The sequence below is a fragment of the Bacillota bacterium genome (genome assembly GCA_040755295.1).
Lineage (GTDB): Bacteria > Bacillota > Desulfotomaculia > Desulfotomaculales > Ammonificaceae > SURF-55.
The window spans coordinates 134,336-159,329 of record JBFMBK010000005.1 but is presented as its reverse complement, the minus strand read 5'-3'; the positions used below and the strand labels follow the sequence as shown (position 1 = coordinate 159,329).

The 24,994-nt window shown below is 54.8% G+C and carries 23 protein-coding genes and 1 riboswitch; of the genes, 13 read left to right on the top strand and 10 right to left on the bottom strand.

Going from position 1 to position 24,994, the window contains the following annotated elements:
* The 4 genes from AB1500_05980 to AB1500_05965 form a co-directional block, all read right to left on the bottom strand.
* Positions 1–141 (bottom strand): ribbon-helix-helix domain-containing protein (locus tag AB1500_05980; GenBank protein MEW6182713.1); only part of this gene is annotated, 141 nt, incomplete at its 3' end.
* A gap of 174 nt (positions 142–315) precedes the next feature.
* Positions 316–645, bottom strand: coding sequence for a hypothetical protein (locus AB1500_05975; protein ID MEW6182712.1), 330 nt, complete (start codon positions 643–645; stop codon positions 316–318).
* Positions 646–969: 324 nt separating this feature from the next.
* Positions 970–1,641 (bottom strand): transposase, encoded by a 672-nt coding sequence (locus tag AB1500_05970; protein MEW6182711.1) that lies wholly within the window; start codon positions 1,639–1,641, stop codon positions 970–972.
* Between the two features lie 111 nt (positions 1,642–1,752).
* The gene (locus AB1500_05965; protein ID MEW6182710.1) at positions 1,753–2,859 is read right to left on the bottom strand and encodes a DUF3866 family protein; all 1,107 of its coding nucleotides are present in this window, start codon (positions 2,857–2,859) and stop codon (positions 1,753–1,755) included.
* 330 nt (positions 2,860–3,189) lie between these two features.
* Between AB1500_05965 and AB1500_05960 the strand changes: the two genes are divergently transcribed.
* Positions 3,190–4,944: an NFACT RNA binding domain-containing protein gene (locus AB1500_05960; protein MEW6182709.1), complete on the top strand. Its 1,755-nt coding sequence runs from the start codon at positions 3,190–3,192 to the stop codon at positions 4,942–4,944.
* A gap of 344 nt (positions 4,945–5,288) precedes the next feature.
* On the opposite strand, the gene AB1500_05955 is transcribed toward AB1500_05960, so the two are convergent.
* Positions 5,289–5,597: a PDGLE domain-containing protein gene (locus AB1500_05955; GenBank protein MEW6182708.1), complete on the bottom strand. Its 309-nt coding sequence runs from the start codon at positions 5,595–5,597 to the stop codon at positions 5,289–5,291.
* Positions 5,598–5,606: 9 nt separating this feature from the next.
* Positions 5,607–6,230, bottom strand: a complete 624-nt coding sequence (locus AB1500_05950) for an energy-coupling factor ABC transporter permease (protein MEW6182707.1) — start codon at positions 6,228–6,230, stop codon at positions 5,607–5,609.
* A gap of 331 nt (positions 6,231–6,561) precedes the next feature.
* Here AB1500_05950 and cbiQ point away from each other — a divergent pair, with 331 nt between their 5' ends.
* Positions 6,562–7,491 carry a cobalt ECF transporter T component CbiQ gene (gene cbiQ, locus AB1500_05945; protein MEW6182706.1) on the top strand — a complete coding sequence of 310 codons (930 nt, stop codon included), beginning with the start codon at positions 6,562–6,564 and terminating at the stop codon, positions 7,489–7,491.
* Positions 7,492–7,516: 25 nt separating this feature from the next.
* Here the strand turns inward: cbiQ and AB1500_05940 are convergent, their stop codons facing one another.
* Positions 7,517–8,416 (bottom strand): ABC transporter ATP-binding protein, encoded by a 900-nt coding sequence (locus AB1500_05940; protein MEW6182705.1) that lies wholly within the window; start codon positions 8,414–8,416, stop codon positions 7,517–7,519.
* Positions 8,417–8,844: 428 nt separating this feature from the next.
* On the opposite strand from AB1500_05940, the gene AB1500_05935 reads away from it, so the two are divergent.
* From AB1500_05935 to AB1500_05910, 6 genes are all read left to right on the top strand, one after another.
* The gene (locus AB1500_05935; GenBank protein MEW6182704.1) at positions 8,845–9,216 is read left to right on the top strand and encodes a metalloregulator ArsR/SmtB family transcription factor; all 372 of its coding nucleotides are present in this window, start codon (positions 8,845–8,847) and stop codon (positions 9,214–9,216) included.
* Between the two features lie 57 nt (positions 9,217–9,273).
* Positions 9,274–11,259: a heavy metal translocating P-type ATPase gene (locus AB1500_05930; protein MEW6182703.1), complete on the top strand. Its 1,986-nt coding sequence runs from the start codon at positions 9,274–9,276 to the stop codon at positions 11,257–11,259.
* Positions 11,260–11,572: 313 nt separating this feature from the next.
* Positions 11,573–12,043 carry an MOSC domain-containing protein gene (locus AB1500_05925; GenBank protein ID MEW6182702.1) on the top strand — a complete coding sequence of 157 codons (471 nt, stop codon included), beginning with the start codon at positions 11,573–11,575 and terminating at the stop codon, positions 12,041–12,043.
* A gap of 58 nt (positions 12,044–12,101) precedes the next feature.
* Positions 12,102–13,010: a cysteine synthase family protein gene (locus AB1500_05920; GenBank protein MEW6182701.1), complete on the top strand. Its 909-nt coding sequence runs from the start codon at positions 12,102–12,104 to the stop codon at positions 13,008–13,010.
* A gap of 219 nt (positions 13,011–13,229) precedes the next feature.
* Positions 13,230–13,709 carry an Rrf2 family transcriptional regulator gene (locus AB1500_05915; GenBank protein ID MEW6182700.1) on the top strand — a complete coding sequence of 160 codons (480 nt, stop codon included), beginning with the start codon at positions 13,230–13,232 and terminating at the stop codon, positions 13,707–13,709.
* A gap of 445 nt (positions 13,710–14,154) precedes the next feature.
* Positions 14,155–15,051: an ATP-binding protein gene (locus tag AB1500_05910; GenBank protein MEW6182699.1), complete on the top strand. Its 897-nt coding sequence runs from the start codon at positions 14,155–14,157 to the stop codon at positions 15,049–15,051.
* Positions 15,052–15,298: 247 nt separating this feature from the next.
* Here the strand turns inward: AB1500_05910 and AB1500_05905 are convergent, their stop codons facing one another.
* Positions 15,299–15,868 carry a PadR family transcriptional regulator gene (locus AB1500_05905; protein MEW6182698.1) on the bottom strand — a complete coding sequence of 190 codons (570 nt, stop codon included), beginning with the start codon at positions 15,866–15,868 and terminating at the stop codon, positions 15,299–15,301.
* Between the two features lie 388 nt (positions 15,869–16,256).
* On the opposite strand from AB1500_05905, the gene AB1500_05900 reads away from it, so the two are divergent.
* Positions 16,257–16,715: a DUF3795 domain-containing protein gene (locus AB1500_05900; protein ID MEW6182697.1), complete on the top strand. Its 459-nt coding sequence runs from the start codon at positions 16,257–16,259 to the stop codon at positions 16,713–16,715.
* Positions 16,716–16,844: 129 nt separating this feature from the next.
* Here the strand turns inward: AB1500_05900 and eam are convergent, their stop codons facing one another.
* Together eam and AB1500_05890 are read right to left on the bottom strand one after the other, a co-directional pair.
* Positions 16,845–18,125 (bottom strand): glutamate 2,3-aminomutase, encoded by a 1,281-nt coding sequence (gene eam, locus AB1500_05895; protein MEW6182696.1) that lies wholly within the window; start codon positions 18,123–18,125, stop codon positions 16,845–16,847.
* A 94-nt stretch (positions 18,126–18,219) separates the two neighbouring features.
* Positions 18,220–18,436, bottom strand: a riboswitch (cyclic di-AMP (ydaO/yuaA leader).
* Positions 18,437–18,672: 236 nt separating this feature from the next.
* Entirely contained in the window at positions 18,673–19,728 is a 1,056-nt protein-coding gene (locus AB1500_05890; protein ID MEW6182695.1) for a stalk domain-containing protein, read from the bottom strand.
* 400 nt (positions 19,729–20,128) lie between these two features.
* On the opposite strand from AB1500_05890, the gene AB1500_05885 reads away from it, so the two are divergent.
* The 4 genes from AB1500_05885 (at position 20,129) to AB1500_05870 (ending at position 24,917) form a co-directional block, all read left to right on the top strand.
* Positions 20,129–21,208 carry a TolC family protein gene (locus AB1500_05885; GenBank protein ID MEW6182694.1) on the top strand — a complete coding sequence of 360 codons (1,080 nt, stop codon included), beginning with the start codon at positions 20,129–20,131 and terminating at the stop codon, positions 21,206–21,208.
* A 228-nt stretch (positions 21,209–21,436) separates the two neighbouring features.
* Positions 21,437–22,954 carry an HlyD family efflux transporter periplasmic adaptor subunit gene (locus tag AB1500_05880; GenBank protein MEW6182693.1) on the top strand — a complete coding sequence of 506 codons (1,518 nt, stop codon included), beginning with the start codon at positions 21,437–21,439 and terminating at the stop codon, positions 22,952–22,954.
* Positions 22,955–22,956: 2 nt separating this feature from the next.
* On the top strand, positions 22,957–23,706 hold the full coding sequence (locus tag AB1500_05875; GenBank protein ID MEW6182692.1) for an ABC transporter ATP-binding protein: 750 nt from the start codon (positions 22,957–22,959) through the stop codon (positions 23,704–23,706).
* On the top strand, positions 23,703–24,917 hold the full coding sequence (locus tag AB1500_05870; protein MEW6182691.1) for an ABC transporter permease: 1,215 nt from the start codon (positions 23,703–23,705) through the stop codon (positions 24,915–24,917). Before AB1500_05875 ends, AB1500_05870 begins: the two co-directional genes overlap by 4 nt.
* The last annotated feature ends 77 nt before the right edge of the window (positions 24,918–24,994 follow it).

The following is a 24,994-nucleotide window of genomic DNA, read 5'->3' as shown; positions in this document are numbered from 1 at the left end:
GGCATCCTCGGCGAGCGCCTCTCTGACGGCTTCGTTTACAAGTTCGGATAAGGATTGGTTGGTCTCTACGGCTTTAAGCCGCAGCGCTTTATGCAAATCGGGGTCAAAGTAGATGGTCGCCCTCTTGGTTTGTGCTGTCATAATGCCCTCCTCCTTTGTCATCTAAAGACATTATAGCATCTTAACGTCATGGCGCCAAGTCATCTTATAGCAAACGTCCGGCGCTTCGGCGGCGCCGGGAAAATCCTTCGATTGAAGCACCAACATAACTTCGGCGACCGCTGGAAGCGCTTGTTATGCGGCATGCCCTGTGGATCACTTCAGGAGAGCGACAATCCATGGCACTACTGCTGTTATAATAGCAGAGATGGAGAGCAAGCCGAGAACGGATACCCACTTGGGAACAATGCCGAGGTCGGCCGTCAGCTCCCAGGCCTGTGTCCCTGGAACTACCTCTTCATTTGATGCGAGTTCGGGAGCACGCCTTTTGATGAAATGCTGGATTAGGAAGACATTCGCCAGATACAAGATGATAGCGAGCCCAATTAAGATCAGCGATACTTGCCACTTTTCAAGCCCAACCTGTCGTTGGACCCGCATAGCAATCACTGCGAGGACAAAAGTGCCAACAAGAATGATCATCACCTGCTAATACCTCCGTTTCCAAGCACAAAAACGATTGACTATGACCGTAATTCCGGTTGGGTACATACCCCGAACGAGGCTGTTCAGCGTGCTGCCCACGATCTTGTACTGCTCTACAAGTTTGTTGTAATGATCGCAATCCTGATTGTAGGCTTCAATCGAATACCCTTGTTCACCCTGGGCCTTTCGGCACAGCAAGTCCGTTATTCGCTGCAACTCAGTCACAGCGGCGTCCAGCGACCGGACGTATTGTACGAGAGTTGAAGCAAACTGGTAGAATCTTGGGGGGGTAGAATCTTGGGGACACCATACTAAATTACTTACTCAATTCTTTTTCTGCCGGGGTCCTTTAGGTCCGCTCTTGCGTGGCCGCAACGCCCGTCCCAGTGCTTCTTCGAGACTGGTAAGGAAAGATTCGTCACCAAGCGGTCGCCCCGTCCTCTCGTGAAGCCGTAATGCTTCGATCTCCTCGACCGACATGCAGCAGGCAAGATATTCCCGCCAATCGCCGAACATTTCCAACAACGGCCTGACCCGCACCAACCGGTCGTCGTGCCCCGCAACGTGCGCCCCTGCACTACTCCAGGGGTATTGCCACGGTTCTGCCACTAATCCGGAACGGACAGGATTATGCTCTATGTAGCGTGCCGCGGCATACAGGTGAGCTTCATCCATTGGAAAAGAAGAAAAACGTCCCTGCCACAAGTGCCCCGTCCATCCTTCCCTCAGGTTTACCCGGGAGGTATAGCGGCGATGGGCTTCGGCAATCGCTCCTGTCAAGGCCTCTTTTGACGGTGGTACGGCTATGAGATGTACATGGTTCGGCACCAGGCAATAGGCCCAAATCTCGACCTTCCACCTGGAACACCATTCCGCCATTAGGTGTAAATATGCTTTATAGTCCTCTTCGCAAAAGAATGTTTGCTGCCGCCGGTTACCACGCTGTGTAATATGGTGGGGTACACCGGGCGCTACCACCCGCGCTATTCTTGCCATACCTGTATTATAATTGGTATCGGTTCCCGGGGGCAATAATTCCGTATGGTGTCCCCCGAATTTCCGATCTTAAATGTGTCTATCGGCATGAGCTGAACGTTGAACGTTCTCTTACGCTTCCGCGAGGGCGAGTTTTGCGGCGAGCACTCCCGCGGCCCCGGCCGCAAGGAAAAACTCCGTCTCTTCGTCGCGGCCCCGCCCCATGGTGCTTACTTTCAGTTCCAATTCATCCAAAGTGTCAAAAACCCCCGTGGCGTCCACCGTTTCCAAACGGTGACGCCGGGTTATGCCCACCGCATCTAATTGTTGAAGAACCAAAGCCGTTTTTTCCGTTTCCATGACCGGTACCGGCACGGCGCACGGAACCAGGGCGACCGATCCCAGCGCGGTCAAGGTGTGGTGGCTTACACCCCTGTGCCGCTCCCGCCGGTCCGCAAAACTGAGACGCAGAGCGGCCACGGGCTTTCCGTTGAGGACGCCGGCGGCATTGACCACCTCCCCCTGCTCAATGGCGGTCGTGCCGAAGCGCGTTCCCGTCCCCACCACGCCGGGACCCATCCCGACCACAATCACGTCGGCCTCGCCGGCGTAGCGCGCCGCCAGAAGGCCGCTATAAACGTTCACGGCCTCGAAATCCCCGCCGAAGGCGTGACCCGCGGTCACCGTAGCGGATAGCAGCCCTTTCCCCTTAAGGGCGTGGACGGTGCGGGAAAAAGCCAGCGGTAAAGCGGCGCCGTCGGTCATCACGTAAACCAGGCGAAGCCTTCCCCCGCCCTGCCGCCAGAGCGCGGCGGCGACCGGAGCAAGCTGGCTGTGGAGTTCCAGCGCCACCACCGGCACCCCGCCAAGGTCCGCCGTGTTCTCAAGCACTGAGTGGAACGGGCTGTCCGGCTCCTCCACCGCCATGACCTTGATTTGCGCCGGCGTATAACGCAGCTTCATGATATGCCCTTTTTCAGGGGCTTCCAGGCTGCGGGGCAAAAGGCCCGCAACCACAAAATGATACCCGCCGCTTCCCAGACCTTCGGCCACAGCGGTTGTATTCAGCAGGACCTCGTCGCCCGGAGCCGGCCTGCCGGTAAAGGCCTCATAGGCTATGGCTTTCGCTTCCGCGCCTTCCACGGCCACCACGAGTTCGATAAGGCCGGGGCGGGAATCGATTGTCCTCAAGACCCTGCCGGCCCGAAGCCGCACCAGAGTGCCCGTGTTTCCCCGCATTGACCTGCACCTCCACCCCTGTTATACTCAGGTTCAAAGTTCAAGGTTAAAAGTTCAACGTTAAAGGCTTGAAGAGTTCTTCATGCCGCAGCAGCACTACGAACGATCAAAGATGTTGACCCGTAAGCCGATTACTCAAAAGCAGCAGCGTAACACGGGCGGAACGCGGCGAAGAAATAATGCAGTGCAAGGAAGACTGGTAGAGACGAACCGGAGCGTACTCGGAAGGTACGTGAGGATTCGGCTCTGCCGGGCTGACGCAGCAACGCGTTGCTTATCGACGCGCCCATCTAAAGAAGTATTTATTCTATTATAAAGGAGATTCCCTAGGTGCCTTTTGACGGCCTGGTTTTAAACAGCGTAACCCGCGAGCTTAATGCCCTTATTACCGGCGGCCGTGTCGAGCGTGTCTACCAGCCCGCCGCACTTGAAATAATACTCGCGGTACGCAGCAACCGCGAAAAGCACCGGCTTTTCCTGTCCGCCGCCGCCGATGCGGCCCGTGTACACCTTACGGAAACGGACAGACGGAACCCGGCCAAAATCGCTTTCTTCTGTTCCACCATGCGGCGGCACGTCGAAGGCAGCCGGATAACCGCGATAACCCAGCAGGGCCTGGACCGCATCCTTCATATCGAACTCAAGGGAACGGATGAACTCGGCAGGCCCGTCACGCACCTGCTTATCGCCGAAATAATGGGCAAGCACAGTAACATTATCCTCCTTAACCCCGCGGAAAACAAGATTATTGACGCCATTAAGCGTTACTCCCACGCCGTCAGCCGCTACCGTGAGGTGCTTCCGGGCCAGGTTTTCACCCCGTCGCCCCCTTCCGGTAAAGCGGACCCCCGCGCGGCCGCCGAAGACGATTTCATTGACGCGCTGAGCGCTCTGGGACCGCAGACAGGGGCGGCGACCGGCATTCAGCGCCTTTACGAAGGTTTCAGCCTTTTCAGCGCCCGGGAGGTGGCCCGCCGGGCGGGACTTGATCCGGACGCAGCCCTGGAAGGCTGCGGTATTTACGAATACCGGCGCCTCCACGCATCACTAAGGGAACTCGTGGACTCCGTCACGGGTGGTGGCGCATCACCCACCCTGATCCTCAAGGGCGAAACGCCGGCTGATTATGCCGCCTTCGAACCTTCGGCGGGCGCCGGTCAGCCGGTCCGCGCCGGGATGAACGAAGTCCTGGACCGGTTCTACCGGGAACGTAACCGGGCAGCGGCTTTTGCCGCGCAAAAGCACCGGATCGAGCAGTGTTTGACCCGGGAAATCGGGCGCCTGAACCGGAAGCTCGAGAACGTCGAGACCCTGCTGTCCGACCCGGAGCCGGACCGTTTCCGGATGTTCGGAGAACTCCTCACCGCCAACCTATACCGCCTCGGCCCCCACGTGGATGAAGCGATATGCGAAAACGTCTACAACCCTGATGCCCCGCCGGTGACTATACCGCTCGATCCGGCGCTTACGCCGGGACAGAACGCCCAGCGGTATTTCAAGAAATACGCCAAAGCCCGAACCGCCCGCCGGCGCGCCGCAGACGAAAGGCAGCGGCTGGAGGAAGAAATCGCCTACCTGTCGGGCATCAGTGTTGCCGGCGAGCAGGCCTCCGGCCTGGAGGATCTCACGGAGGTCGTGGAAGAACTTGCGGAACAGGGGTACCTTCAGACCGGCGCCGCCCCGCACAAGAAGGATAAAAAAGAGGAGCCCCGGCCGCTGAAACTGGCTTCGGCCGAAGGCTTTGTGATTCTCATCGGGAAAAACAACCGGCAGAACGACTATGTCACCTTCCGCATGGCCGCCGCCGACGATATCTGGCTTCACGCCCGCGGGGTGCCGGGCGCCCACGTTATAATCAAAACCGGAGGCGGGGAACCGTCTCCGGGAGTGCTTGCCGAAGCAGCCGCCCTGGCCGCCCACTTCAGCCAGGGCCGCCGCAACAGGTCCGTACCCGTAGACTGGACCCGCCGCGCCAACGTCCAGCGCCCCAAAGGCGCGCGGCCCGGTTTCGTAACCTACTCCGGGGAAAAGACCATTCACGGCGATCCGTCTCTGGCCGGAGCCCTTTTGATACAGCCCGAATGAAAGGTTCAAGGTTCAAGGTTCAAAAACAAAATTCAGAATCCAGAAGCCAGAATCCAGAATGTAAAAGCCGGAATACAGAAGTCAGAAGACGGAAGGCAAAAATAAGACTCCCGCCTTCTAACTTATTTTTGTCTTCTAATTACTGACTACTGCCTCCAAGTTCAAAGTTCAAAGTTCAAAGTTCAACGTTCAACGTTAAAGATAGCATTCGGAAGTCAGAATCCAGAATTCAGAAGGTAAAAATGGGACTCCCTTGCCTTCTATCTTGTGTTTATTGTCTTTTAACTTCTGCCTACTGTCTCCTGACTACTGCCTACTGTCTTCTACCTTCTACCTTCCACCTTCTATCTTCTGACTTCTACCTCCTGCCTTCGCCTTAACCTCAGAACCCGTCCGGCACCGAAGGCTATTACGAAGGTAAGCGCCGTACCGGCGATGCCGGCGACAGCCGTAGAAACCCCTTCGCTCCGAACGCCTGGAAGGGTATAGTCCGCCATTGGCGCGTGAACTACTGCCTTACCCTCGCCCTTATCGATAAAACCATTGGTCCGGGCCACCTTTTCCAGCCCGTCCGGATCGGATGAGGCAAAAGGTGAAAGGATACCCGCCACGATCACAGCCGCAACAATTACAATCCATATTTCCCTGCGCATTATGTCACCTCATATCCCGGCGGTCCGGGTCAACAAGCCGGAGCGCGTCCGCTGCAGATACCCCAACACCGCCGCCGTGATTATGCCCTCACCGACCCCGATGAACAGGTGCCAGAAAAGCATCGCCGGCAGAACCACCATGATGGGGCTCGTCCCGGAAAGGGCAAGTTCGAGCGCGCAGGCGGCAGCCGCGGCAAGCACGGAAATCCAGCCCGCGACGAATGAAGCGGCCGCAGCCCCCAAACCCCGCAGAGCCTTATAAACCGCATAGCCCGTAAAAGGAGCGATGAAACCCATATTTAAAACGTTGGCGCCGAGAGCCGTCAGCCCGCCGTCGTTAAAGATAAGACACTGGATGATCAGGATTGCGGTCATAATGATACCCGCACTGAAAGGACCGAAAAGAACGGCGGCCAGAACACCGCCGATCAGGTGCCCGGACGTGCCGCCGAAGACCGGAAAGTTGATCATCTGGGCGGCAAAGATGAATGCCGCCATGACCCCCATCACAGGAACCTGTTTCTCAGCAAGCGCCTCCCTGGTCTGCCTTATCGCCGCCCCGACCAGAGCGGTTGAAATAACGCCGCAGGCCGCCCATATTTTAGGATTTAAGAAACCGTCAGGTATATGCATCTTCTCTCCCCCTTTAAGTGTTCTTTTTTAGGGCGCGACGATAAGCTGCGCATAGCTTTGTCAGCCTGCCACGGCCGGGTCCTCACGTATTTCAGGGATACGCTCCGGGCTGTCCCCGACAGGCTTTCGCGCTCTACTTGCTTCTCGCCGCGTTCCGTTTATGTTACTCTTCTGCTTCTAAGTTTTAAGCTTACGGGTCTGCATTACTTCCTTCACGTTCCGCTTAGGCGGTATGGTTAACTCAGAACCTTTTTCTAAAAGCGTCACTGTACAACGCGGGATTTTTCCTGTATCCTGACTACTGAACACTGAAAATCCCAAGGAGACCGGCATGAAAATCCCACAGTGGCTGAGTGAACCGGCGGCGTCCACGGGTGATTTGACCCATGTTCCGAAGCGGCGCCGCACCGAGGGACCACTCGAGAAAGCCCTTAAAGGCCTGGAACGGTTTCTCGCGGAAACCCTTTCCGCGGAATCGGCGGAAGAAAAAAAGGGCTTCTGGCAGGCATTGGACCCGCGGGTCAAGGTGATAACCACCGTTGTTTTCATAGCCCTTCTCACCGCCGAAAACCACCTTCCGGTTCTGCTTGCATCTTATGGACTGGTACTCATTCTGGCAGTCTCATCACGCGTCCCGCTCGTCTCTTTCCTGGCGCGCACATGGGGCTTCACTCTTATTTTTGCCGGAGTAATGGTCGTTCCGCTCACCCTGAGCCCGGTGACTCCGGGCGCGCCGCTGATGGTGCTCCTGCGTGACGGCATAGATATCGGATTCATCCGTTTTTCCGGCCCGCTTACCGTCACCGACGCCGGTCTCCTGCGCGCCGCCGTCATCTTTCTGCGCGCCGGCGCGGCAACGTCTCTCGCGCTGCTCTTGACCTATACCACGCCGTGGACCAGTCTTCTTAAAGCTCTGCGGGCGTTCCGTATCCCGCGGCTGGTTATCTTGATCCTGGAAATAACCCTGCGGTACGTTTTTCTCCTGGTCAAGGTCGCCGTTGAGACCCTCGAAGCCCGTAAACTCCGGATGGTAGGTCCGCTCAGCCGGAGAGAGAAAAGGGCCTTCTTCGGCGGGATACTCGGCGTGATCGCCTCCAGGTCGTACACCCTGCACGAAGCGGTTTACGAGTCGATGCTCGCCCGCGGCTACACCGGTGAACCCAGACTGATCGACCGCTTCCGCCTGCGGGCGGTTGACTTCATCTGGATCGCTTCCGCCGCCGTGATTATCGGAGCCCTTTATTGTTTCAGCCGCTTCTGATCCTCCAACCTCCGACCTCCAACCTCTAATTCCGGCCTCCGTGGCCCTTTTCCGTACCGTGCTCCGGGATTGAGCCGGCATCCTTTGCATGCGCTTCCATCCCGTTATGGAAAAGGTGAACATGCGGGTAGATGTGATCCCTGCCGCTTCCCACCTGATGCAGATGGTAGTCCGGATGCACCAGGTTCGCCGATAACAAAAGATTACGGTCGGAGAGTATCTCCTCCAGCCCCCCGGCGGCAATCAGCCTGTGGTTCTCCCCCAGGACCAGAACCCTTTCCGCCAGCACCGGCACCGTAACGAGGTCGTGCGTAACCACGACGATCGTCTTACCCGCGCGGGAAAGCGTGAGCAGGAAATTCAACAGCCAGTGCTGCGAACGGGGGTCAAGGTTGGCGGTAGGCTCGTCTAACAACAGCGCTTCCGGATTGACGGCAAGCACGGCGGCAAGCGCCACCTTCTTCTTTTCCCCGTCCGAGAGCCGGTGCGGCAGGCGGTTCCCGAGATGAGCGATTTCTACGAGGGACAGGGTATCGGTAACGCGCTCCTTTACCTCGCCGGGGGACAAACCGAGGTGAAGCGGTCCGAAAGCCACCTCGTCCCAGACCGTGGGGCAAAAAAGCTGTGCGTCCGCGTTCTGCAGCACTACTCCTACCCGCCGCCGGAAAGACCGGGCAAAACGCCGGTCCTTGAAAGCCGGAGCCCCCATCGGTTCACCGTAAGCGGTCAACGTGCCGCTGGTCGGGAAAAGGAGCCCGGCCATCAGCTTCAAGAGCGTTGATTTCCCGGAACCGTTCGGCCCGAGCAGCACCAGGCGTTCCCCGCGACGGATACGGAAGCTGATGTCCTCGATAACCGGCCGGTCCGGGTGGTAGCGGAAACCCACGTCGGACAAAGAAAATACACATTCGCCGTCCGGCGGCATAAACAACCCCCTGCTCCAAGAAATATAACCTTGAAAAACAAAAAACCACTTCAGTCAAAGACCTCCATGGCCTATTCAAGAGTTTTACGAAACTCTGATTCCGAAATTCTACGTTACAATTATGAACGGACTCTAGGGGAAACCGCGCCGATTGGAAGCCGGAACCGAGAAGTCCTCAAGTGATTCCTTTCCATATCCGTTATTCGTTATTGTCATTGCGGTTTCCGCGGGTTCTTCTGAACCCCTTTTAAAAATTATACGGGTTCCGGCAAAAGGCGTCAATCTCTTATTCCCTTAAGACCGACGGCGCGCACGTATTTTTCAGCGTCTGCTTGACAAGGGACAAGCCCTTTTCATATAATCAATTAAACAGTTGCTTAAATGTATAATCTATAAGCAGCCCCAAAAATCACACTCGGAGGGTCCATATGGTACACGAGCCGCCGAAAAAACAACCCGATCCCGACGTCTGTGACAGTTTTTGCCCCTCCGGCGAATCCGCCCGGCTCAGGAATAAGGTGCTTGAGGTCGAGGGACTGTCGGAGCTTTTCAGGGTTCTCAGCGACGAAACACGCACCAAGATCGTTTACCTCTTATACCATAAAGAGTTATGTGTCTGCGACCTGGCGGAGTTGCTTGAAATGAACCTGCCGGCCATCTCTCATCACCTGCGGATACTGAAAGCCTTACACCTGGTAAAATACCGCCGGAAGGGCAAAATGGTATTCTACTCCCTCGATGACCAGCACATCGTCAACCTGATCCGTGAGGCCCGGGAACATTTCGCGGAGGTCAGGTAAAACCCGGACAGAGTCCGACGATTATAATGCCGTTTAACGGAGCGGGTTGGTGCAACAGTGGCGCTTGCCGATATTAAGCAAATGAATAAAACGATTCCGGAAATAAAGGACACTTGTAACGGATGTTGCCCGCGTTGTGCTCCGGGACAAAAAAACGTCCCGGAGGAAAATCGCGGTCGGCTGCCTGCCATCGTAACGGCGGGACTTCTTTTCGCCGCTGGTGTTGTTTTCGGCGCCGTTCTGCGCGGTAACGGCTACGCATGGGCGGAATACCTGATTCTGCTCACCGCTTACCTCCTGGTCGGCGGGCGGATTATCCTGGAGGCATTCAAGGGCTTGCTGCGCGCCCGGGTTTTCGACGAAAATTTTCTGATGACGACGGCCACGGTCTGCGCCATCGTCATTCACCAGGTGCCCGAGGCCGTGGCGGTCATGCTTTTTTATTCGATCGGGGAGTACCTCCAGGAACTGGCGGCCGGCCGCTCACGGCGTTCCATCACCGCCCTCCTGGAGATCAGGCCGGATATCGCCAACCTGAAGGCCGGCGGTGAAACGCTTAGGGTCAGACCGGAAGAGGTGCAGGTCGGCCAGTCCATCATCGTCCGCCCCGGCGAAAGGGTTCCGCTCGACGGCGAGGTCGTCGGGGGATCGTCGTTCGTCGACACCTCCGCCCTTACCGGGGAACCCGTGCCCCGGAAAGTGGAAGCGGGCGGGGACGTCCTTGCCGGTACGGTTAACGGACCGGGTCTCCTGGAAATCAGGGTTACCAGGACCGCCGGTGAATCCTCAATCGCTAAAATCCTCGACCTCGTTAAAAACGCGGCGTCCAGAAAGGCGCCCACGGAACAGTTCATCACCACTTTCGCACGGTATTACTCACCGGCGATGGTCCTGGGAGCGCTGACGATCGCCGTCGTTCCGCCGCTGCTGCTGCCGGGGGCCTCCTTTTCGGACTGGATTTACCGCGCCCTGGTGCTGCTTGTCATCTCCTGCCCCTGCGCGCTGGTGGTTTCCATCCCGCTGAGCTATTTCGGCGGGCTCGGCGGCGCCTCCCGCAACGGCATCCTGATCAAGGGGGGCAACTTCCTGGAGGCCCTTACCCGCCTGCACACCGTGGTCTTCGACAAGACCGGCACCCTGACCAGAGGTGTGTTCCGGGTCTCAGCGGTGACCCCCCAAAACGGTCACCGCCAAAATGAGGTTTTGAGGCTGGCCGCCGCGGTAGAATCCGGCTCCAACCACCCCATCGCCAGGTCGATTATCGAAGCTTACGGGCGAAAGACAGCGGTAAACGCGCCTGAGGATTTCCAGGAAATCGCAGGCTTCGGGGTTAAAGCCCGGGTGGACGGCCGCGCGGTCCTTGCCGGAAACGACCTTATGCTGCACCGTGAAAACATTCCTCACGATGATTGCGATATTCCGGGAACCGTGGTCTACGTGGCGGTGGACGGCGCATTGGCCGGGCATATAGTTATTTCCGACGAAGTCAAGGAGGACGCTGCGGAAACCATCGCCGCGTTAAAAAGATTGGGGATAAAGAAAACGGTGATGCTGACCGGCGACGACGCCACCTCCGCGCGTCGAGTGGCCGCCGCCCTAGGGGTTGACACTTGTTTCGCCCGGCTTTTGCCGGAAGACAAGGTGGAAAAACTCGAAGAACTTCAGGCCGCCCTTAAAGACCAGCGACGGGAAAAGTTGTTGTTTGTCGGTGACGGCATCAACGACGCCCCTGTTATTGCCCGGGCTGCCGTAGGCGCGGCCATGGGCGGTCTCGGCTCCGACGCCGCCATCGAAGCCGCGGACATCGTAATCACTGACGACCGCCCCGGCAAACTGGTCGCGGCCATTGAGATCGCCCGCGGGACCAAAAGGATTGTCGTCCAGAACATCGCCCTCACCCTGGGAACCAAGTCTTTTTTCCTGATCCTCGGCGCCGCCGGAATCGCCACCATCTGGGGAGCGGTCTTTGCCGACGTGGGGGTCGCGCTGCTGGCCGTTCTCAACGCCGCCAGGGCTCTGCGCCCCGCCGTAAGCCGTTTGTAAGCCATTTTTAACTGCCAAAACGCCAAGGCTTCAAAAGAGCATAGTAGTCAGTAGCCAGCAGTCGAATATAGAATTTTGGATTCCGGACCGCCGTTTGACTCAGGACTCAGGACTGAGGACCGGGGACTTAACCTGTGACTTGTGACTCGTGACCGTAACTTTTTATCCCCTCCGTGTGCCCTGTGTCGTTGCGGTTAATGTGACCTAGTTGACAGAAACCCGGTCCGCGGTTATGTTAAAAGAACATGGCTCTGCTCGCGACCGTCATGATCGACCGATACAGGACACACCACCGTGGGAGGTGAAAAAGACTTTGGGAGCTTGGGGCGCTGAAGCCGACAAGAAGGGACAGGTTGTAGCGGTTTGCCGCAGTGAGCATAAGGGCGAGCGCAAGAAAAACATCGGCAGGGGCTTGCTTATAACCGGCCACGGCCTGGAGGGTGACGCCCACACCGGTACCTGGCATCGCCAGGTGAGCCTTCTCGCTCTTGAAAGCATAGAAAAGATGCGGGCGAAAGGTCTAGATGTCGGACCGGGTGATTTTGCGGAAAACATCACCACCCGCGGACTGGGCCTGATGCACCTGCCGGTTGGCACCGTGCTGCAGATCGGCGCCGCTTTGGGGGAAATAACCCAAATCGGCAAGGAGTGCCACTCCGCCTGCGCCATTCGCCGCCAGGCCGGGGACTGCGTGATGCCGCGCGAGGGCATTTTTGTGAAGGTGCTCGAAACCGGTCCGGTTCAGGTCGGCGACACGGTGGAGGTAGTAACGAAAGGTCGGTAGCCGGTAGGTAGTAACCGGAGTAGAGGGCAAGAACAGAATTCCTGGAGGTAAAGCCAAGGTGAGCATTCTATTAACCATTGGTAACACGCCGATTGTCGGACTGACTAACCTTAACGGCAATAAAAACGTAAGGGTATTCGGGAAACTTGAAGGCAACAACCCGGGTGGTTCAGTCAAGGACCGCCCAGCATACTACATGATCAAGAAAGCCGAGGAGTCCGGGGAGTTAACCGGGGACAAGATAATACTTGAGTCCACCTCGGGAAATACGGGAATCGCCCTTGCCATGATCGGAGCTGCTAAGGGGTACAGGGTCAAGCTCTTCATGCCGGAATGCGTCAGCGTGGAAAGACAACGCACCCTCCAGGCCTTCGGCGCGGAGGTTGTGCTCACCCCTGCGCGGGAGAGCACAGACGGCGCCATCAAGAGGGCGCAAAACCTTCTGGATAATGAGCCGGACAGGTATTACATGCCCAACCAGTTCGCCAACAAGAACAACGTGCTCTCGCATTACGAAACCACGGGCCCCGAAATCTTTGCTCAGACCGGGGGAGAGGTCGATGTGTTCGTCGCCGGTATGGGAACCACCGGAACACTAATCGGAACCGGCAGGTATCTCAGAAAAGCAAAACCCGGGATTAGGATTATCGGGGTGGAACCTACGAAGGGGCACGCGATACAGGGGCTAAAGAACATGGAAGAAGCCATCGTCCCTGCGATTTACAACCCAAAAGAGCTCGACGGAAAGGTCACGGTTGAGGACGGCGAAGCCTTTGAAACCACACGGCTGCTTGCCGTGAAAGAAGGGGTCTTTGTCGGCATGTCGAGCGGCGCGGCGGTGGCCGGCGCGCTGCGTATCGCCCGCGAAATGACTTCCGGTACGGTCGTTGTGATTCTGCCCGACCGTGGTGATCGCTATCTTAGCACCACCCTCTTCCGGTCGATCTGTGCGAAATGTCCCCCTTAGACTTTATTTGACATTTCCCTAAAAACGTGATACATTTTACCAAAATAATTTCAGATTAACGTAATTTAGACAGTTGACAACAATATTTTTACAATTTATAATAGCTACTAATTTAATAATATTAGTTATATATTGACATAGGTTCTTTCCTTTCATTCGTTGTTGAGTTTGAGTGAACAACTTTAGGGTGCTCTTCCGGTAAATCCGGGGAGGAAGCAGATGAAAATTTCAACAAGGGTTCGCTACGGGGTCAGGGCGCTGATGGACATCGCAGAAAACGGTTCGGAGCGTCCCGTAAGCCTTAAAGACGTCGCGCGCCGGCAGGGGATATCCGAACAATACCTCGAGCAACTCGTCTTACTTTTGAAAGGAGCCGGGATGCTGAGGAGCGTGCGTGGCTCGCGCGGCGGATTTTTTTTAAATAGGAGTGCCTCGGAAATCCGAATCAACGAAATTGTTAAGGCTCTCGGCGCTAGAATCGCTTTCATTGACTGTCTTGAAAATCAAGCGCTGTGCCAAAGGGCCGATTGTTGCGCCGTACGCGACCTGTGGCAGGAAGCCAACGACGCCTTTTGGAGTGTGCTGTCCTCGGTAACGCTCCACGATTTAATGCAGCAGCAGCAAGACAAGGTCGAACGTTCAAGGGCTCCTTATTATTCTGTTAAAAGGCTTGCGGTGGATTGCACCGATCTGCGTTAAAGATCAAAGAAGCGGTGATTGTTAAACAGCGGTAATAATTGGGATTGCCCCGGTTCAGCCCTAGACTATGCAACTTTCGTACCAAGTGTGCCGTCACACAGACGACGCTATAATCCCTAGCTCTTTATAAAACCGGGGCACCCATAATTATTCAAAGGGGCTGTAGCATTTCCAGCCATTATTTGCGATTTCCTGTAACTGTCTTCATTTGCCACAATTAAACTTTCTTCGCCATAATATCGTCTAATCATAATGCCCCGGCTCATCCCAAACAGGAACTTTATTGATGAACATCTCCGTCGATCCAATACAGCGGGATTCCTCGCCGCAGGGCGAATCTTGTTCTGTACGGTTGTTGTTAGGAAAAGCAGCGATTTGTAATTGAAAAGGCGACGGACAGCGTGTAAAGTTAGTATGTAAGTAACCGGCACCGGGGGTATGTCTCATGAAATGCCGCGTCTGTAAAGAAGAGGCTTTTGTTAAATTCCCCGCGCATAACGCCGCGTTTTGCGAAAAGCATTTTGACGCCTTTTTCCTGCGACAAGTGGCACACACCATAACGAGATACCGGATGCTCCCTCCTGAAGCCCCTGTTATGGCGGCGCTTTCGGGCGGAAAGGACTCCCTGGTTACCACTGTCGTGCTCAGCCGTCTGGGGTACCGGGTGGAAGGTCTGTTTATCGACCTCGGGATCACCGAAGGGCATTTTTCGCCTGCTTCCAGGAAAGCCTGTGACGATTTTTGCGCGGAACGCGGTATACCGCTGAGGGTCTTCAGCCTTGAAGCGGCGTTCGGAATGACGATCCCTCAAATAGCCGGCCGCTATCCCCGGCTGTGCGCCGTCTGCGGCGTGACCAAACGCCATATCATGAATGAATACGCCCTGGCGTCCGCGGCGGCGGCCCTGGCCACCGGGCACAACCTAGACGACCTTGCGGCCGCCCTTTTTGCCAACCTCCGGCGGTGGGACCTCCATCACCTTGCTAAAGGACTTCCCGTCCTCCCCGCCGAAAACGGTTTCGCGATGAAGATCAAACCCCTAGCTATGCAAACGGAGGAAGAAATCTCCACGTTCGCAGGACTTCACGGGATACGACCTGTCTCGGAAAGCTGCCCGTACGCCGCCGAAGCCAAATTCAAGCGGTACAAAACGATGCTGAACAACCTTGAAAAGGAATCACCCGGGACAAAGCGCGTTTTCTATGAAGGTTACATAAAAAACGCCAATCGGTTCAAGGAGGATACCTCCCGCCCGCCGCTTAAAGCCTGCAGCGTCTGCGGGCTGCCGTCCTCGGCGCCGGTCTGTACCTTCTGCCGCATCTGGCGCGAAGCGGGAAAATAAAAACGTCGTAGGAAGCGAAGGTCGGAACCCCATTCAACCGTACAATAAAGTTATTTCTCATCATATCAACATCCATTGCACTGCTGGCAGGGGAAGGTTCACAGGCCTTATCTATCAATGTCAGCCGAATAATATGCCGGGTACCACTTCTGAAACCAGATGCTGAAACCAGATGCTGAAAACAAATCCGCGGAGTACACTTCGGGGTCAACTAGACAGGTGTCGAGCATTTGCTGAGTCTAAGGTGTTATACAATCCTGCCGGACCGCTTCACGCCCGGCTCAACCTTTTTTATGGTCTCTTCCAGCCACTGCACCCACGCCCTCTCGTTCTTGATGCCCATCTCAAGCGGCAGGCCCCAGAAAAAACCTTCGCGCCTCTGTCCCGTCTCTTCAATCCTTTCCGCCAACGCCTGTTTTACGGACCCTTCATACATGCTCAGCACCTTCCGGTGGGATTCCAGGTCATGGCGCAGAAGGGTAATTATCTCTTCCTTGCGCAGATTGCCCCCGAAGAAGACCTTAATCAGAAAAGCCAGTCTCAGCGGCGACGGCTCCGCCGGTTCCCGAAGCCACCGCTGCAGCTCTTTGCGCCCCGCACCGGTAATATGATAAACCTTTCGATTCGGGCGGTTCTCCTGGTACTCCACCCGCATCGAGAGCAGGCCCTCCTGCTCCATCTGGTTCAGCGTAGGGTATATCTGGCTCAGGTTTGCATTCCAGAAGTACTTGATAGACTGATCGAAACATTGCTTAAGATCGTAACCGGTCATTCCCTTGTAGTTTAAAAATCCCAGCAGCGCGTGTTTTAGCGACATGTTTTACCTCCTTTTTTGCTCTTTATAGGATTATATATATATGGTTATATATATAATATTTTTAATATTTATCGCCATCAAGTATTAATTAGAATTTTTTGCCCGGGCACCCTTCTAAACACCCATTTTTATTAAAACGGCAGGAAAATTGAACCGCATAAAGAAGAATTCACCTGTCCGACATACACCAGACAACCCCAAACGGCCTGCCCGAATCCCTCAACGAACGCGCCCCGGACGTATTTAACCGCCGGATACCATCGGCAGAAAGAAACGCCGGGTTTTCCACCCTGTAAAGGAGGAGATGCGGGGGTTCACGCTTGAATAAATGATTAGCGCTGGCGATGTCCGTAATGAAATTCAATGTTGTAAGAATAGGGGAGAAACAATGGATAAAGAAAGTGCGGGCTTAATCGCGTATTGCGGCCTTTACTGCGGCGATTGTCCCAACCATACCGGCAGGATCGCCGACCTGGCGAGGGACCTCAGAAAAGAACTCCGGCAGATAAGGTTCGATAAAACAGCGGAATTTATGTCGACTTTTTCGTTCTTTAAGGTGTTTGAAAGGTACACGGATTGTTACGAAGTGCTCGGCGCGATGGTAAAATTCCGCTGCAAAAGAGCCTGCAGGGGCGGCGGGGGTCCGCCCTTCTGTAAAATGCGAAAGTGCTGCGAAAAGAAAGCCATCGAAGGCTGCTGGGAATGCGCCGAATTTGAAACCTGCAATAAGCTTGACTTCTTAAAACCGTCGCACGGTGTCGCCCATATTGAAAACCTGAAAAAGATAAGAAAACAGGGCGCCGAAGAGTTTGTAAAAGGCAAAAAACTATGGTACAAGGAAGGATAGCGTGCATACATGCGAATGCCGGCGCACTTCGGGTGGAAGCAACAGAGGTTTGCCTGAGGGAGGGTGCCTTTACCCCGACCGGGTGCGAAAAACAAGACTCCCCTCCCTTTTAGAACTCAAAGATGCCGGCTATATTGTCGTTCCGTCATCCTCCGGAATGATAGTGCATTCGATTTCACGGTGTTCCCAGTTTCTCAGCCTGACCGAGTCCCCGTCGTTGCGCAGGATATAATTAGGAAGCACCGGAACCTTCCCCCGGCCGTTAGGAGCATTAATAATGTAGGTCGGTACAGCAAGGCCGGAGGTATGACCGCGCAGTTTATCCATTATTTCCAGGCCCTCGTTCAGGGTCGTGATGAAATGGCGCGTCCCTTTTACCGGTTTGGCGTGGAAGATGTAATAAGGACGGACTCTTATTTTCAGAAGCTCCTGGTTGAGTTTTTTCATCACGTGGGGGTCATTATTGACGCCCTTCAGCAGGACGGACTGATTCCCCAGAATTACACCGGCCTCCGTCAACCGGTCACAGGCCTCTTTGCTCTCCGGCGTGACGGCCCGCGGGTGGTTAAACTGCGTATTTATGTAAACCGGCGGGTGCTTTCGCAGCACCGCGCAAAGTTCCGGCGTAATCCGCTGCGGTAATGTAACGATGGTTCTGGTGCCTATGCGCTTAATTTCCACGTGCTTGATGCTGTCCAGTTCACTCAGCAGCCATGCTATTTTCCTGTCGCTCAAAAGCAGCGCGTCACCGCCCGTGAGTAAAACGTCACGGATCTCCTTGTGCCCGCGGACGTATTCCAGCGCCGCAACCAGTTTGTGATGCGGCTCGTGCCTGTCGACCTCCCCGATATTCCTGCGTCTCTGGCAGTGCCTGCAATACATGGCGCACTGATTCGTGACGTTTATTATCAGGCGGTCAGGGTAACGTCTGGTTATGCAGGGCGCCGGCGACGTCAACTCCTCGGCCATGGGGTCTTCGTAACCGGTTTCATCCATCTCGTCTATGGAGGGAACAGACTGGCGCATTATCGGATCGTCAGTCCTCCCCGGTTCGATCAACGAGGTAAAGTAAGGGGAAATAGACCAACGGAACCGGATCCCTACAGTCCTGATTTGATCGCAGTGCTCGTCGCTAAGCCCCAGCAATACGGCCAGGGTCTCGACGTCGTTTATCCGGTTGCGCAACTGCCAGCGCCAATCGTTCCAGTTGTCTTCCGTGGCGTTGAAGAGTTCGAGTAGTCTGTTTTTATTAGCCTCGATGGTCCTCTTCATATCAAACCCTGTTTTTATTTCATCCTTCTTTTCCAGGTAATCGCTTATCGTTTCTTTCAATTCGGCCGCCCGCATAAGAGCGTAGGCCCTTTTCCCCCCTTCGTTTTCCGTCCAGTCTTTCTTGAAAGGTATAGACATGGTTTACATCCCTCCTCTGATAGTTTTTCCTGAAAATAAACAGCCCCGGACTAAGCCATAGGCATTCCGGGGCTAAACATACGCAAAGCGTAACGCTTCCCATCTTTCAACGCTTACGAAGTTAGCTGACGGATTCGGGTTGAAAGAATAACCCTACCCAACACTCAACGAATAATTACCTGGCGTTTGCTACAGATGATTCAGCGTACAATCAAGCTGCCAGATAAAGCTCATAAACTCCTGAGTGCCGGGATTCACCCCGGAAAATCGGTTCCCCCGTTTCCCATACGGGAACTCAGCGATTTTAAAAAGCATATTAAGTTATTAATTTTAAGTAGGTAAGCAACAACCTCTCTTTGTTATAATTTAGGAAAACCAAGCATTCTTTTCAACAACTGTTAAGGCCGTTTATACAATATAATCTTAACAATAAACGGATGATAAGTCAATATTATTTACCGGTAAATTATGTAATTATTTAAATCTTAGTAACAACTGTCTTCGGCCTGTAGAAACCGGATTTCAGTGTTCTGAATTAATAATACGATCAACTGTTAACTGATAGATGAGGATCCACCGGCAACGGGACGACGGCGTATGCCTTTATCTTCGAAACTGTCAATCCTCCCCGAATGTAATTAGAAAAACTGCTTGTCCCGCCTCCAGGTAAAAGATTCACAAAAGTATACCCTCCCCCTATTATCTCTTCGTTTGCGTCATAAAGAGCATAGGTGACCATGACATTTTTTAATGTTTGGTTATATGGGTTATTAATTATCCCGGTGACTTCTCCGTCGTACAAGGAGCTTCCGTCCGAAGTATACTGCAAATCATAAAACTTAAAGAGAGGGATCTGCCTGCCCATTTCATCCCAGGCGGTTTCGGAAACTTCAACACTCATAGACGAAGGCGGGACCGAAAGAAAGACCTTGTCTCCCGCATAGACGGTTTTTTCCGGCGGAATATAGGATATCTGATCGGTTATTGTTTTGATAATGTTGCCTTCAGCATTAGAAAACCGGACCACGACATCAATATAATCCGCCGCCGAAACGGTGTCGAGGTTGGTTATTTCTATCCCATACGTTACGTGATAATAGTTCAAATCCCGTGGCCCGAGCGTCCAACCTTTTTTGACGACGCTCAGTTTCCCCGCGGGCACTGCCGGCGGTCCGGTCGATACGGGAACACCGGCGCTCTCGACATATACCGTCCGGGAAGACTGAACCCAGTCCACCCGGCAGTCCAAAGCCTCACCCACAAACCGCAGGGGGACCATGGTGCGGCCGTTTTTAATAACGGCCGGAACGTCCAAATCAACCGGGGCGCCGTTCTTGGACACCTGGCCGCCCACGACCAGAACGATCTCTATATCGCCTTTCCTGGCCGTAACCGTACCGGTATCGCCATCCCACTGCACCTCCGCATCGACAGCCTCGAAAAGCGCCCTCATGGGGACAAGAACCCGTCCCTGCAGAATTTCCGGAGGGACATCGAAAGATAATTGCTTTCCATCCAGAACAACGGCGGGCGCGGCTTGAGCGACGCCTGCGGCCGCAACTAATACAAGTAAGGCCGCTGCGAAAAACGTGATTACACGCATCAGGATCCTCCTTGTGACAGATGTTCAACCGGCTGGAATACCGCCAAGAATTAAATTAAAATCCCGATGTCTTGTGTTTATTTTCATGATTCGCTGTCAGCTTTCGACTTTCCTGTAAAATAAATTCTTAAACGGTCCCGGGTTCAATTAAATAGAAGTAAATGATCCACGGAAGGCCAACGGTGCGTTAGTTCACAAACTCTCCATGTTTTGTTAACAGTTTGTTCACAATTATTTGGTAGAATCTAAGGCATCAGGAAGGGAAGCAAAAAAACCACGTTATTACCATAGGAAAAGGAGGTGCTTTCAAAAAGTCCATCATACACTCCGGCATAAAGGGGATTAGACCGAGACGCCCTCTAATACCGTTCATCACAAATCGGTTATTGGGAGGAATTGGATGCGAAAACTGATTATCTCATTACTGACCCTAATCTTCGTTTTAGGGTTATCTGTATCGGCAACATTCGCAGAACCGGAGGATAAAACCATGACCCTGGAACAGGCGATCGGCCTGTCTCTCAAGAACAGCAGCAGTCTTATCAAAGCCCAGGGCAATATTGACATCGCGAAGGCCCAGCGCGACGACGCAAGTGCCGCAGTCAGCTTTATCCCAGTGGAGGGAAGTGAATACGACGCCGATTTTGAATCCAACTGGAACAAGCTGCTGACCGCCGATCTTAACTGGCGAAAAAGTGAAAAAACCTTAGGCACAACCCGGGACAGTGTGGTGATGAGTGTGTATAAAAGCTTCTGGGACGTGCAGACAGCCCAAATGAAGCTGGACCTACAGCAAAAACTCAACCGGCAATCGTTAACAAAGTTACAGGATACCCGCACCGGAGTCAGGGCGGGAACCGTTTCTCCGCCTGACCTGGCTACGGCTGAAGCTGCCTGGCAGCAGGCGCAAAGCAGTTTGGTCACCGCTCGGAACGCCCTCGATACCGCATACACTAACTTCAACCAGTTGCTTGGACTGCACCCGGACGAACGGCTGCAACTGACCGATACTCCGGTCTTTGAACCTTTAAACATAACCAGCCTTGATTACGAGGTTGAAAAGGCTGTTGAGAACAGTCCCGACGTCTGGGAAGCCCTACAAAATATAACAAAGGCGGAATGGGCGGCCGATATGATGTTTTTTAACGGTTCGTATACCACTTATACGGAAAGGCAAATAGCGGTCGATCAGGCGGAACTCAGCGCCGCCGACGCTAAGGAATCCCTGGACAAATCTATTCGCAACCTCTATTACCAGATCAAAAACCAGGAAGAAAGCTATGCCGTAGATCTGGTATCTTTAAAAACGGCTCAGGATAACCTGCGGATTGCAAAGCTTAAATATGACGCCGGTATGATTACAAACGCCGAAGTGATAGCCGCGGAAATTGAAGTGGCCAAGGCCCAAGAGACGATTGAGGAAATGGTCCGCAACCACGCTTATTCGGTAATGACTTTCCAAAAACCCTGGGCCGCTTGAGAAGGTAACCCGCCAGCGGAAGTTAACTATTCGGGCACGGGTTTCAGGGCTTGATTCATCCGGCACTCAGTGAGCAATTACACCGGGTGAAAGAAACGGTATCTATTAGCCGGCTTGCACCTCTGCAATTTAACGGCGAGTTTAAAACCTGAGCGCTGGAAGTAGCCATAATCGAGAATAGCGACGGATTGGACCCGGGACCAAGTACTATTTCAGTGGAGGTCGGTTATGGAAGCAGTTTCCGAGATAAAACTCCCAAACAGGCGCAAAGGATTATTCCTGCTCCTGGGATCATTGGTGATAATTGTGGCCGGGATCGGTTACTGGTGGTGGCACGGGCGTCAGGACCAGCCACGGTACATATCCATGCCTGTAATGCAGGGCAGTATTATCAACGCCATCAGCGCAACAGGAATGGTCAGTGCGGTTAAGAGCACGGGTCTGGACTTCAAGAACAGCGGCGAAATCAAGAAGGTGAACGTTAAAGCCGGCGACCGGGTGAAGGCCGGACAAGTCCTGGCCTCTCTCGACACCGCCGACCTGGAAGTGCAGTTGATAAAGGCCCGGGCCGCTTTGAACTCCGCGGAGGCAAAGCTGCGCCAGTTGCAAGACGAACCTACGGCTTCCCAGCTTGCTCAATCAAAGGCAAGTCTGGCCCAGGCTCAGATCGCATACAATAGCGCGGAAGCCGCCTTAAAGCGAAACCAGATCCTTTTTGACGGAAAGGCGCTGGCCCAGATGGATTTGGATAAATCCATCTCCGACCGGGATACCGCCCTCGTCAAACTCCAGCAGGCGCAAGCGGACCTGGAAACGCTTGAAGAGGGCGCCGGCGCGGAAGATATAGCCGCCGCGAAAGCCCAGGTCGATTCGGCAGAAGCGGAGCTTACGCTCGCCCGGAACAATTTGGATTCCGCCGACCTTCGGGCTCCCTTTGACGGGATCATCAGCGCCGTCAGGGGGGAGGTCGGCCAACGCACCAGCGGCGGCGGCAACAGCAGCAACGACAATGACATCGCCAACAGTTTCATCGCCCTGATTACGCCCGAATTGCAGGTAAAAGCTCAGGTTAATGAAGCGGATATCGGCAAAGTCAAGACCGGTCAGCCGGCGACATTCACCGTAAACGCCTTTCCGGATAAAAGCTTTAACGGGAAGGTATCTTCCATATCCGCCGAAGCGACAACGGTATCAAATGTACAGTTGTACGACGTCATCATATCCCTGATCGATCCCGACACTTCCCTTAAAGGCGGCATGTCGGCAAGCGTTGAGATAATTGTGGCGCAAAAAGACGGCGTAATAACCGTGCCCCGCGCGGCGGTAACCTTTGCCGCCGGTAACCGGAACCTGGCCCGTACCGCCGGCACGACCGGCGTCGAAACGCGAGCCGGTAATTTGCGAGTGAAAGGAACACCTTCGACAAGCGGGAACGGCGAAAACACCCCACAGTCGTCCGACAGCCGCAGCGACGGAACAACCGCACCAACCCCGGAGAATACCGGCATGTCTTTGGTATTTGTCTTAAAGGACGGTCAACCGGAAGCCCGGCGGGTTGTCACCGGTTTGAGCGACGAGCGCAATATGGAGGTCCAAAGCGGTTTAAAGGTAGGCGAGCAAGTAATCATTGGAAATGCCGCTACAGGAAACCGGGCTGCGACCAGCGGTGCGACAAGCAGTGGTTCATCCAACAGGTCGCAACAGCAACAAGGGCAGATGATGTTCAGGATGGGGAGGCCCGACTGATCATGACCGATCCTGTGATAAAGGTCGACAAAGTGACTAAAATCTATATAACCGGTGATACAAAGGTGCCGGCTTTGAAAGAGTTAGATCTGACTGTTAAACCGGGCCAAATGGCGGCAATTATGGGAACCTCGGGTTCGGGTAAATCAACCCTCATGCATATCCTGGGGTGTCTCGACCGCCCTACAAGCGGCCGTTATTTATTGAACGGCCGTGATGTAAGCCTGTTGGACCGGGATAGTCTGGCCTATATCCGCAATCGTCAGATCGGCTTTGTGTTCCAGAGTTTTAATCTTCTAAAAAACACCGCGGCATGGGAAAATGTATGCCTTCCGTTGGTCTACACCGGCGTTCCGAGGAAGGAAATGATCACCAGGGCCCGGAGCGCGCTGCAGCAGGTAGGATTACAGGGAAGAGAGTCGCACCTGCCCACCCAGCTTTCGGGAGGTCAACAGCAGCGGGTCGCGATCGCCCGCGCCCTGATCAACGAGCCGGCGATAATACTGCTTGACGAACCAACCGGAGCCCTCGATACCATAACCAGCATCGAGGTTATGGCCCTGCTGCAGCGTCTTCACGCCGAACGGGGAATCACCATTATTATCGTCACCCACGAACACGATATCGCGGAGTATTGCCAGAGGGTCGTACGCCTGCGAGACGGTACGGTGGTTGATGACGGTATCATCGAACAACCGCGATCGGCGGAACAAGAGCTGTCGGCCATGCCGCGGGAAGAAGGTGTTATATGAACCTCCGTTCAGCATTCACGGTCGCCTGGCGAGGACTCCTTACCAACAAAATGCGTTCCCTGTTGACCATGCTGGGCATCATCATCGGCGTGTCGGCCGTAATCATCATGATCAGCGTGGGTCAAGGGGCTTCAAAGCAGATTACTTCCCGAATCGCCAGCATGGGTTCCAACCTCCTGGTTGTCAGGCCGGGGATGGCACTCGGCGCCGTCCGCGGCGCAGGCGGGTCTGTCAACAGCCTCACCCTCGACGATAACCGGGCGATAGCAGACCTGCCCCTGGTTGAAAACGTGGCGCCGGAATTGAGTCAGAGAGTCACCGCCGTGGCCGGCAGCCAGACGTGGACGACAACCGCGGTAGGGACAACCGGTTCCTACAAAGCTATCAGAAACCTGGCTGTAGAATCAGGTTCCTTTTTTACCGACGACGATGTCGACCGGGCGGCCCTGGTGGCCGTCCTGGGCCCCACGGTCGTCGACAGCCTTTTCTCTCCCGGGTCCAACCCGATCGGGGCTTCCGTCCACCTGAACAACCTTGATTTTACGGTTGTCGGTGTTATTGCTCCTCAGGGGAGCGGCATAGGGGGGGCCGATCAGGACGACACCGTCTACATACCCGTTACAACAGCACAGGTGCGCTTCTCGGGTGACAGGTCCGTCCGGCTGATTAACGTCCAGGCCCGCGATGAGATGAGCCTGGCAACGGTTCAGGACGAGGTTACCCAGCTCTTAAGACAAAGGCACCGTCTCGGAGACCAACAGGATGACGACTTCAGCGTGCAGAACATGACCGCCGTCATGGAGACCGTCGCCGATACGACCAAAATCCTGACCCTTCTGCTGGCCAGCGTGGCGGCGGTGTCTTTACTGGTCGGCGGCATCGGGATCATGAACATCATGCTGGTATCGGTGACCGAGCGCACCAAAGAAATCGGCATCCGTATGGCTGTAGGAGCCACCGGCGGCGCCATCCTGGGACAGTTCCTGATCGAAGCCCTCGTGCTCAGCCTTGCCGGAGGTTTCCTTGGCATGGGTTTCGGGATTGCCGGGAGCAAAGTCGTCTCCCGGGTGGCGGGCTGGTCCACGGTGATTTCACCCGGTTCTGTTTTGCTGTCCATCGGTTTTGCCGCCCTGGTGGGCATCTTCTTCGGTTATTATCCGGCCCGTAAGGCCGCCAACGCCGACCCCATCGAGGCCTTGCGTTTTGAATAATAAGGCCTGACCCGGACGAACAAGAACCAAATATAAAGCCTGGGAAATATAAAGCGGACGTCGTTCTTGCCCGTCCG

Coding starts and splice junctions, on each gene's coding strand:
- AB1500_05970 (MEW6182711.1), bottom strand. CDS start 1,641: ATGGCAAGAATAGCGCGGGTGGTAGCGCCCGGTGTACCCCACCATATT.
- AB1500_05965 (MEW6182710.1), bottom strand. CDS start 2,859: ATGCGGGGAAACACGGGCACTCTGGTGCGGCTTCGGGCCGGCAGGGTC.
- AB1500_05955 (MEW6182708.1), bottom strand. CDS start 5,597: ATGCGCAGGGAAATATGGATTGTAATTGTTGCGGCTGTGATCGTGGCG.
- AB1500_05950 (MEW6182707.1), bottom strand. CDS start 6,230: ATGCATATACCTGACGGTTTCTTAAATCCTAAAATATGGGCGGCCTGC.
- cbiQ (MEW6182706.1), top strand. CDS start 6,562: ATGAAAATCCCACAGTGGCTGAGTGAACCGGCGGCGTCCACGGGTGAT.
- AB1500_05940 (MEW6182705.1), bottom strand. CDS start 8,416: ATGCCGCCGGACGGCGAATGTGTATTTTCTTTGTCCGACGTGGGTTTC.
- AB1500_05935 (MEW6182704.1), top strand. CDS start 8,845: ATGGTACACGAGCCGCCGAAAAAACAACCCGATCCCGACGTCTGTGAC.
- AB1500_05915 (MEW6182700.1), top strand. CDS start 13,230: ATGAAAATTTCAACAAGGGTTCGCTACGGGGTCAGGGCGCTGATGGAC.
- AB1500_05910 (MEW6182699.1), top strand. CDS start 14,155: ATGAAATGCCGCGTCTGTAAAGAAGAGGCTTTTGTTAAATTCCCCGCG.
- AB1500_05905 (MEW6182698.1), bottom strand. CDS start 15,868: ATGTCGCTAAAACACGCGCTGCTGGGATTTTTAAACTACAAGGGAATG.
- AB1500_05900 (MEW6182697.1), top strand. CDS start 16,257: ATGGATAAAGAAAGTGCGGGCTTAATCGCGTATTGCGGCCTTTACTGC.
- eam (MEW6182696.1), bottom strand. CDS start 18,125: ATGTCTATACCTTTCAAGAAAGACTGGACGGAAAACGAAGGGGGGAAA.
- AB1500_05890 (MEW6182695.1), bottom strand. CDS start 19,728: ATGCGTGTAATCACGTTTTTCGCAGCGGCCTTACTTGTATTAGTTGCG.
- AB1500_05885 (MEW6182694.1), top strand. CDS start 20,129: ATGCGAAAACTGATTATCTCATTACTGACCCTAATCTTCGTTTTAGGG.
- AB1500_05880 (MEW6182693.1), top strand. CDS start 21,437: ATGGAAGCAGTTTCCGAGATAAAACTCCCAAACAGGCGCAAAGGATTA.
- AB1500_05875 (MEW6182692.1), top strand. CDS start 22,957: ATGACCGATCCTGTGATAAAGGTCGACAAAGTGACTAAAATCTATATA.
- AB1500_05870 (MEW6182691.1), top strand. CDS start 23,703: ATGAACCTCCGTTCAGCATTCACGGTCGCCTGGCGAGGACTCCTTACC.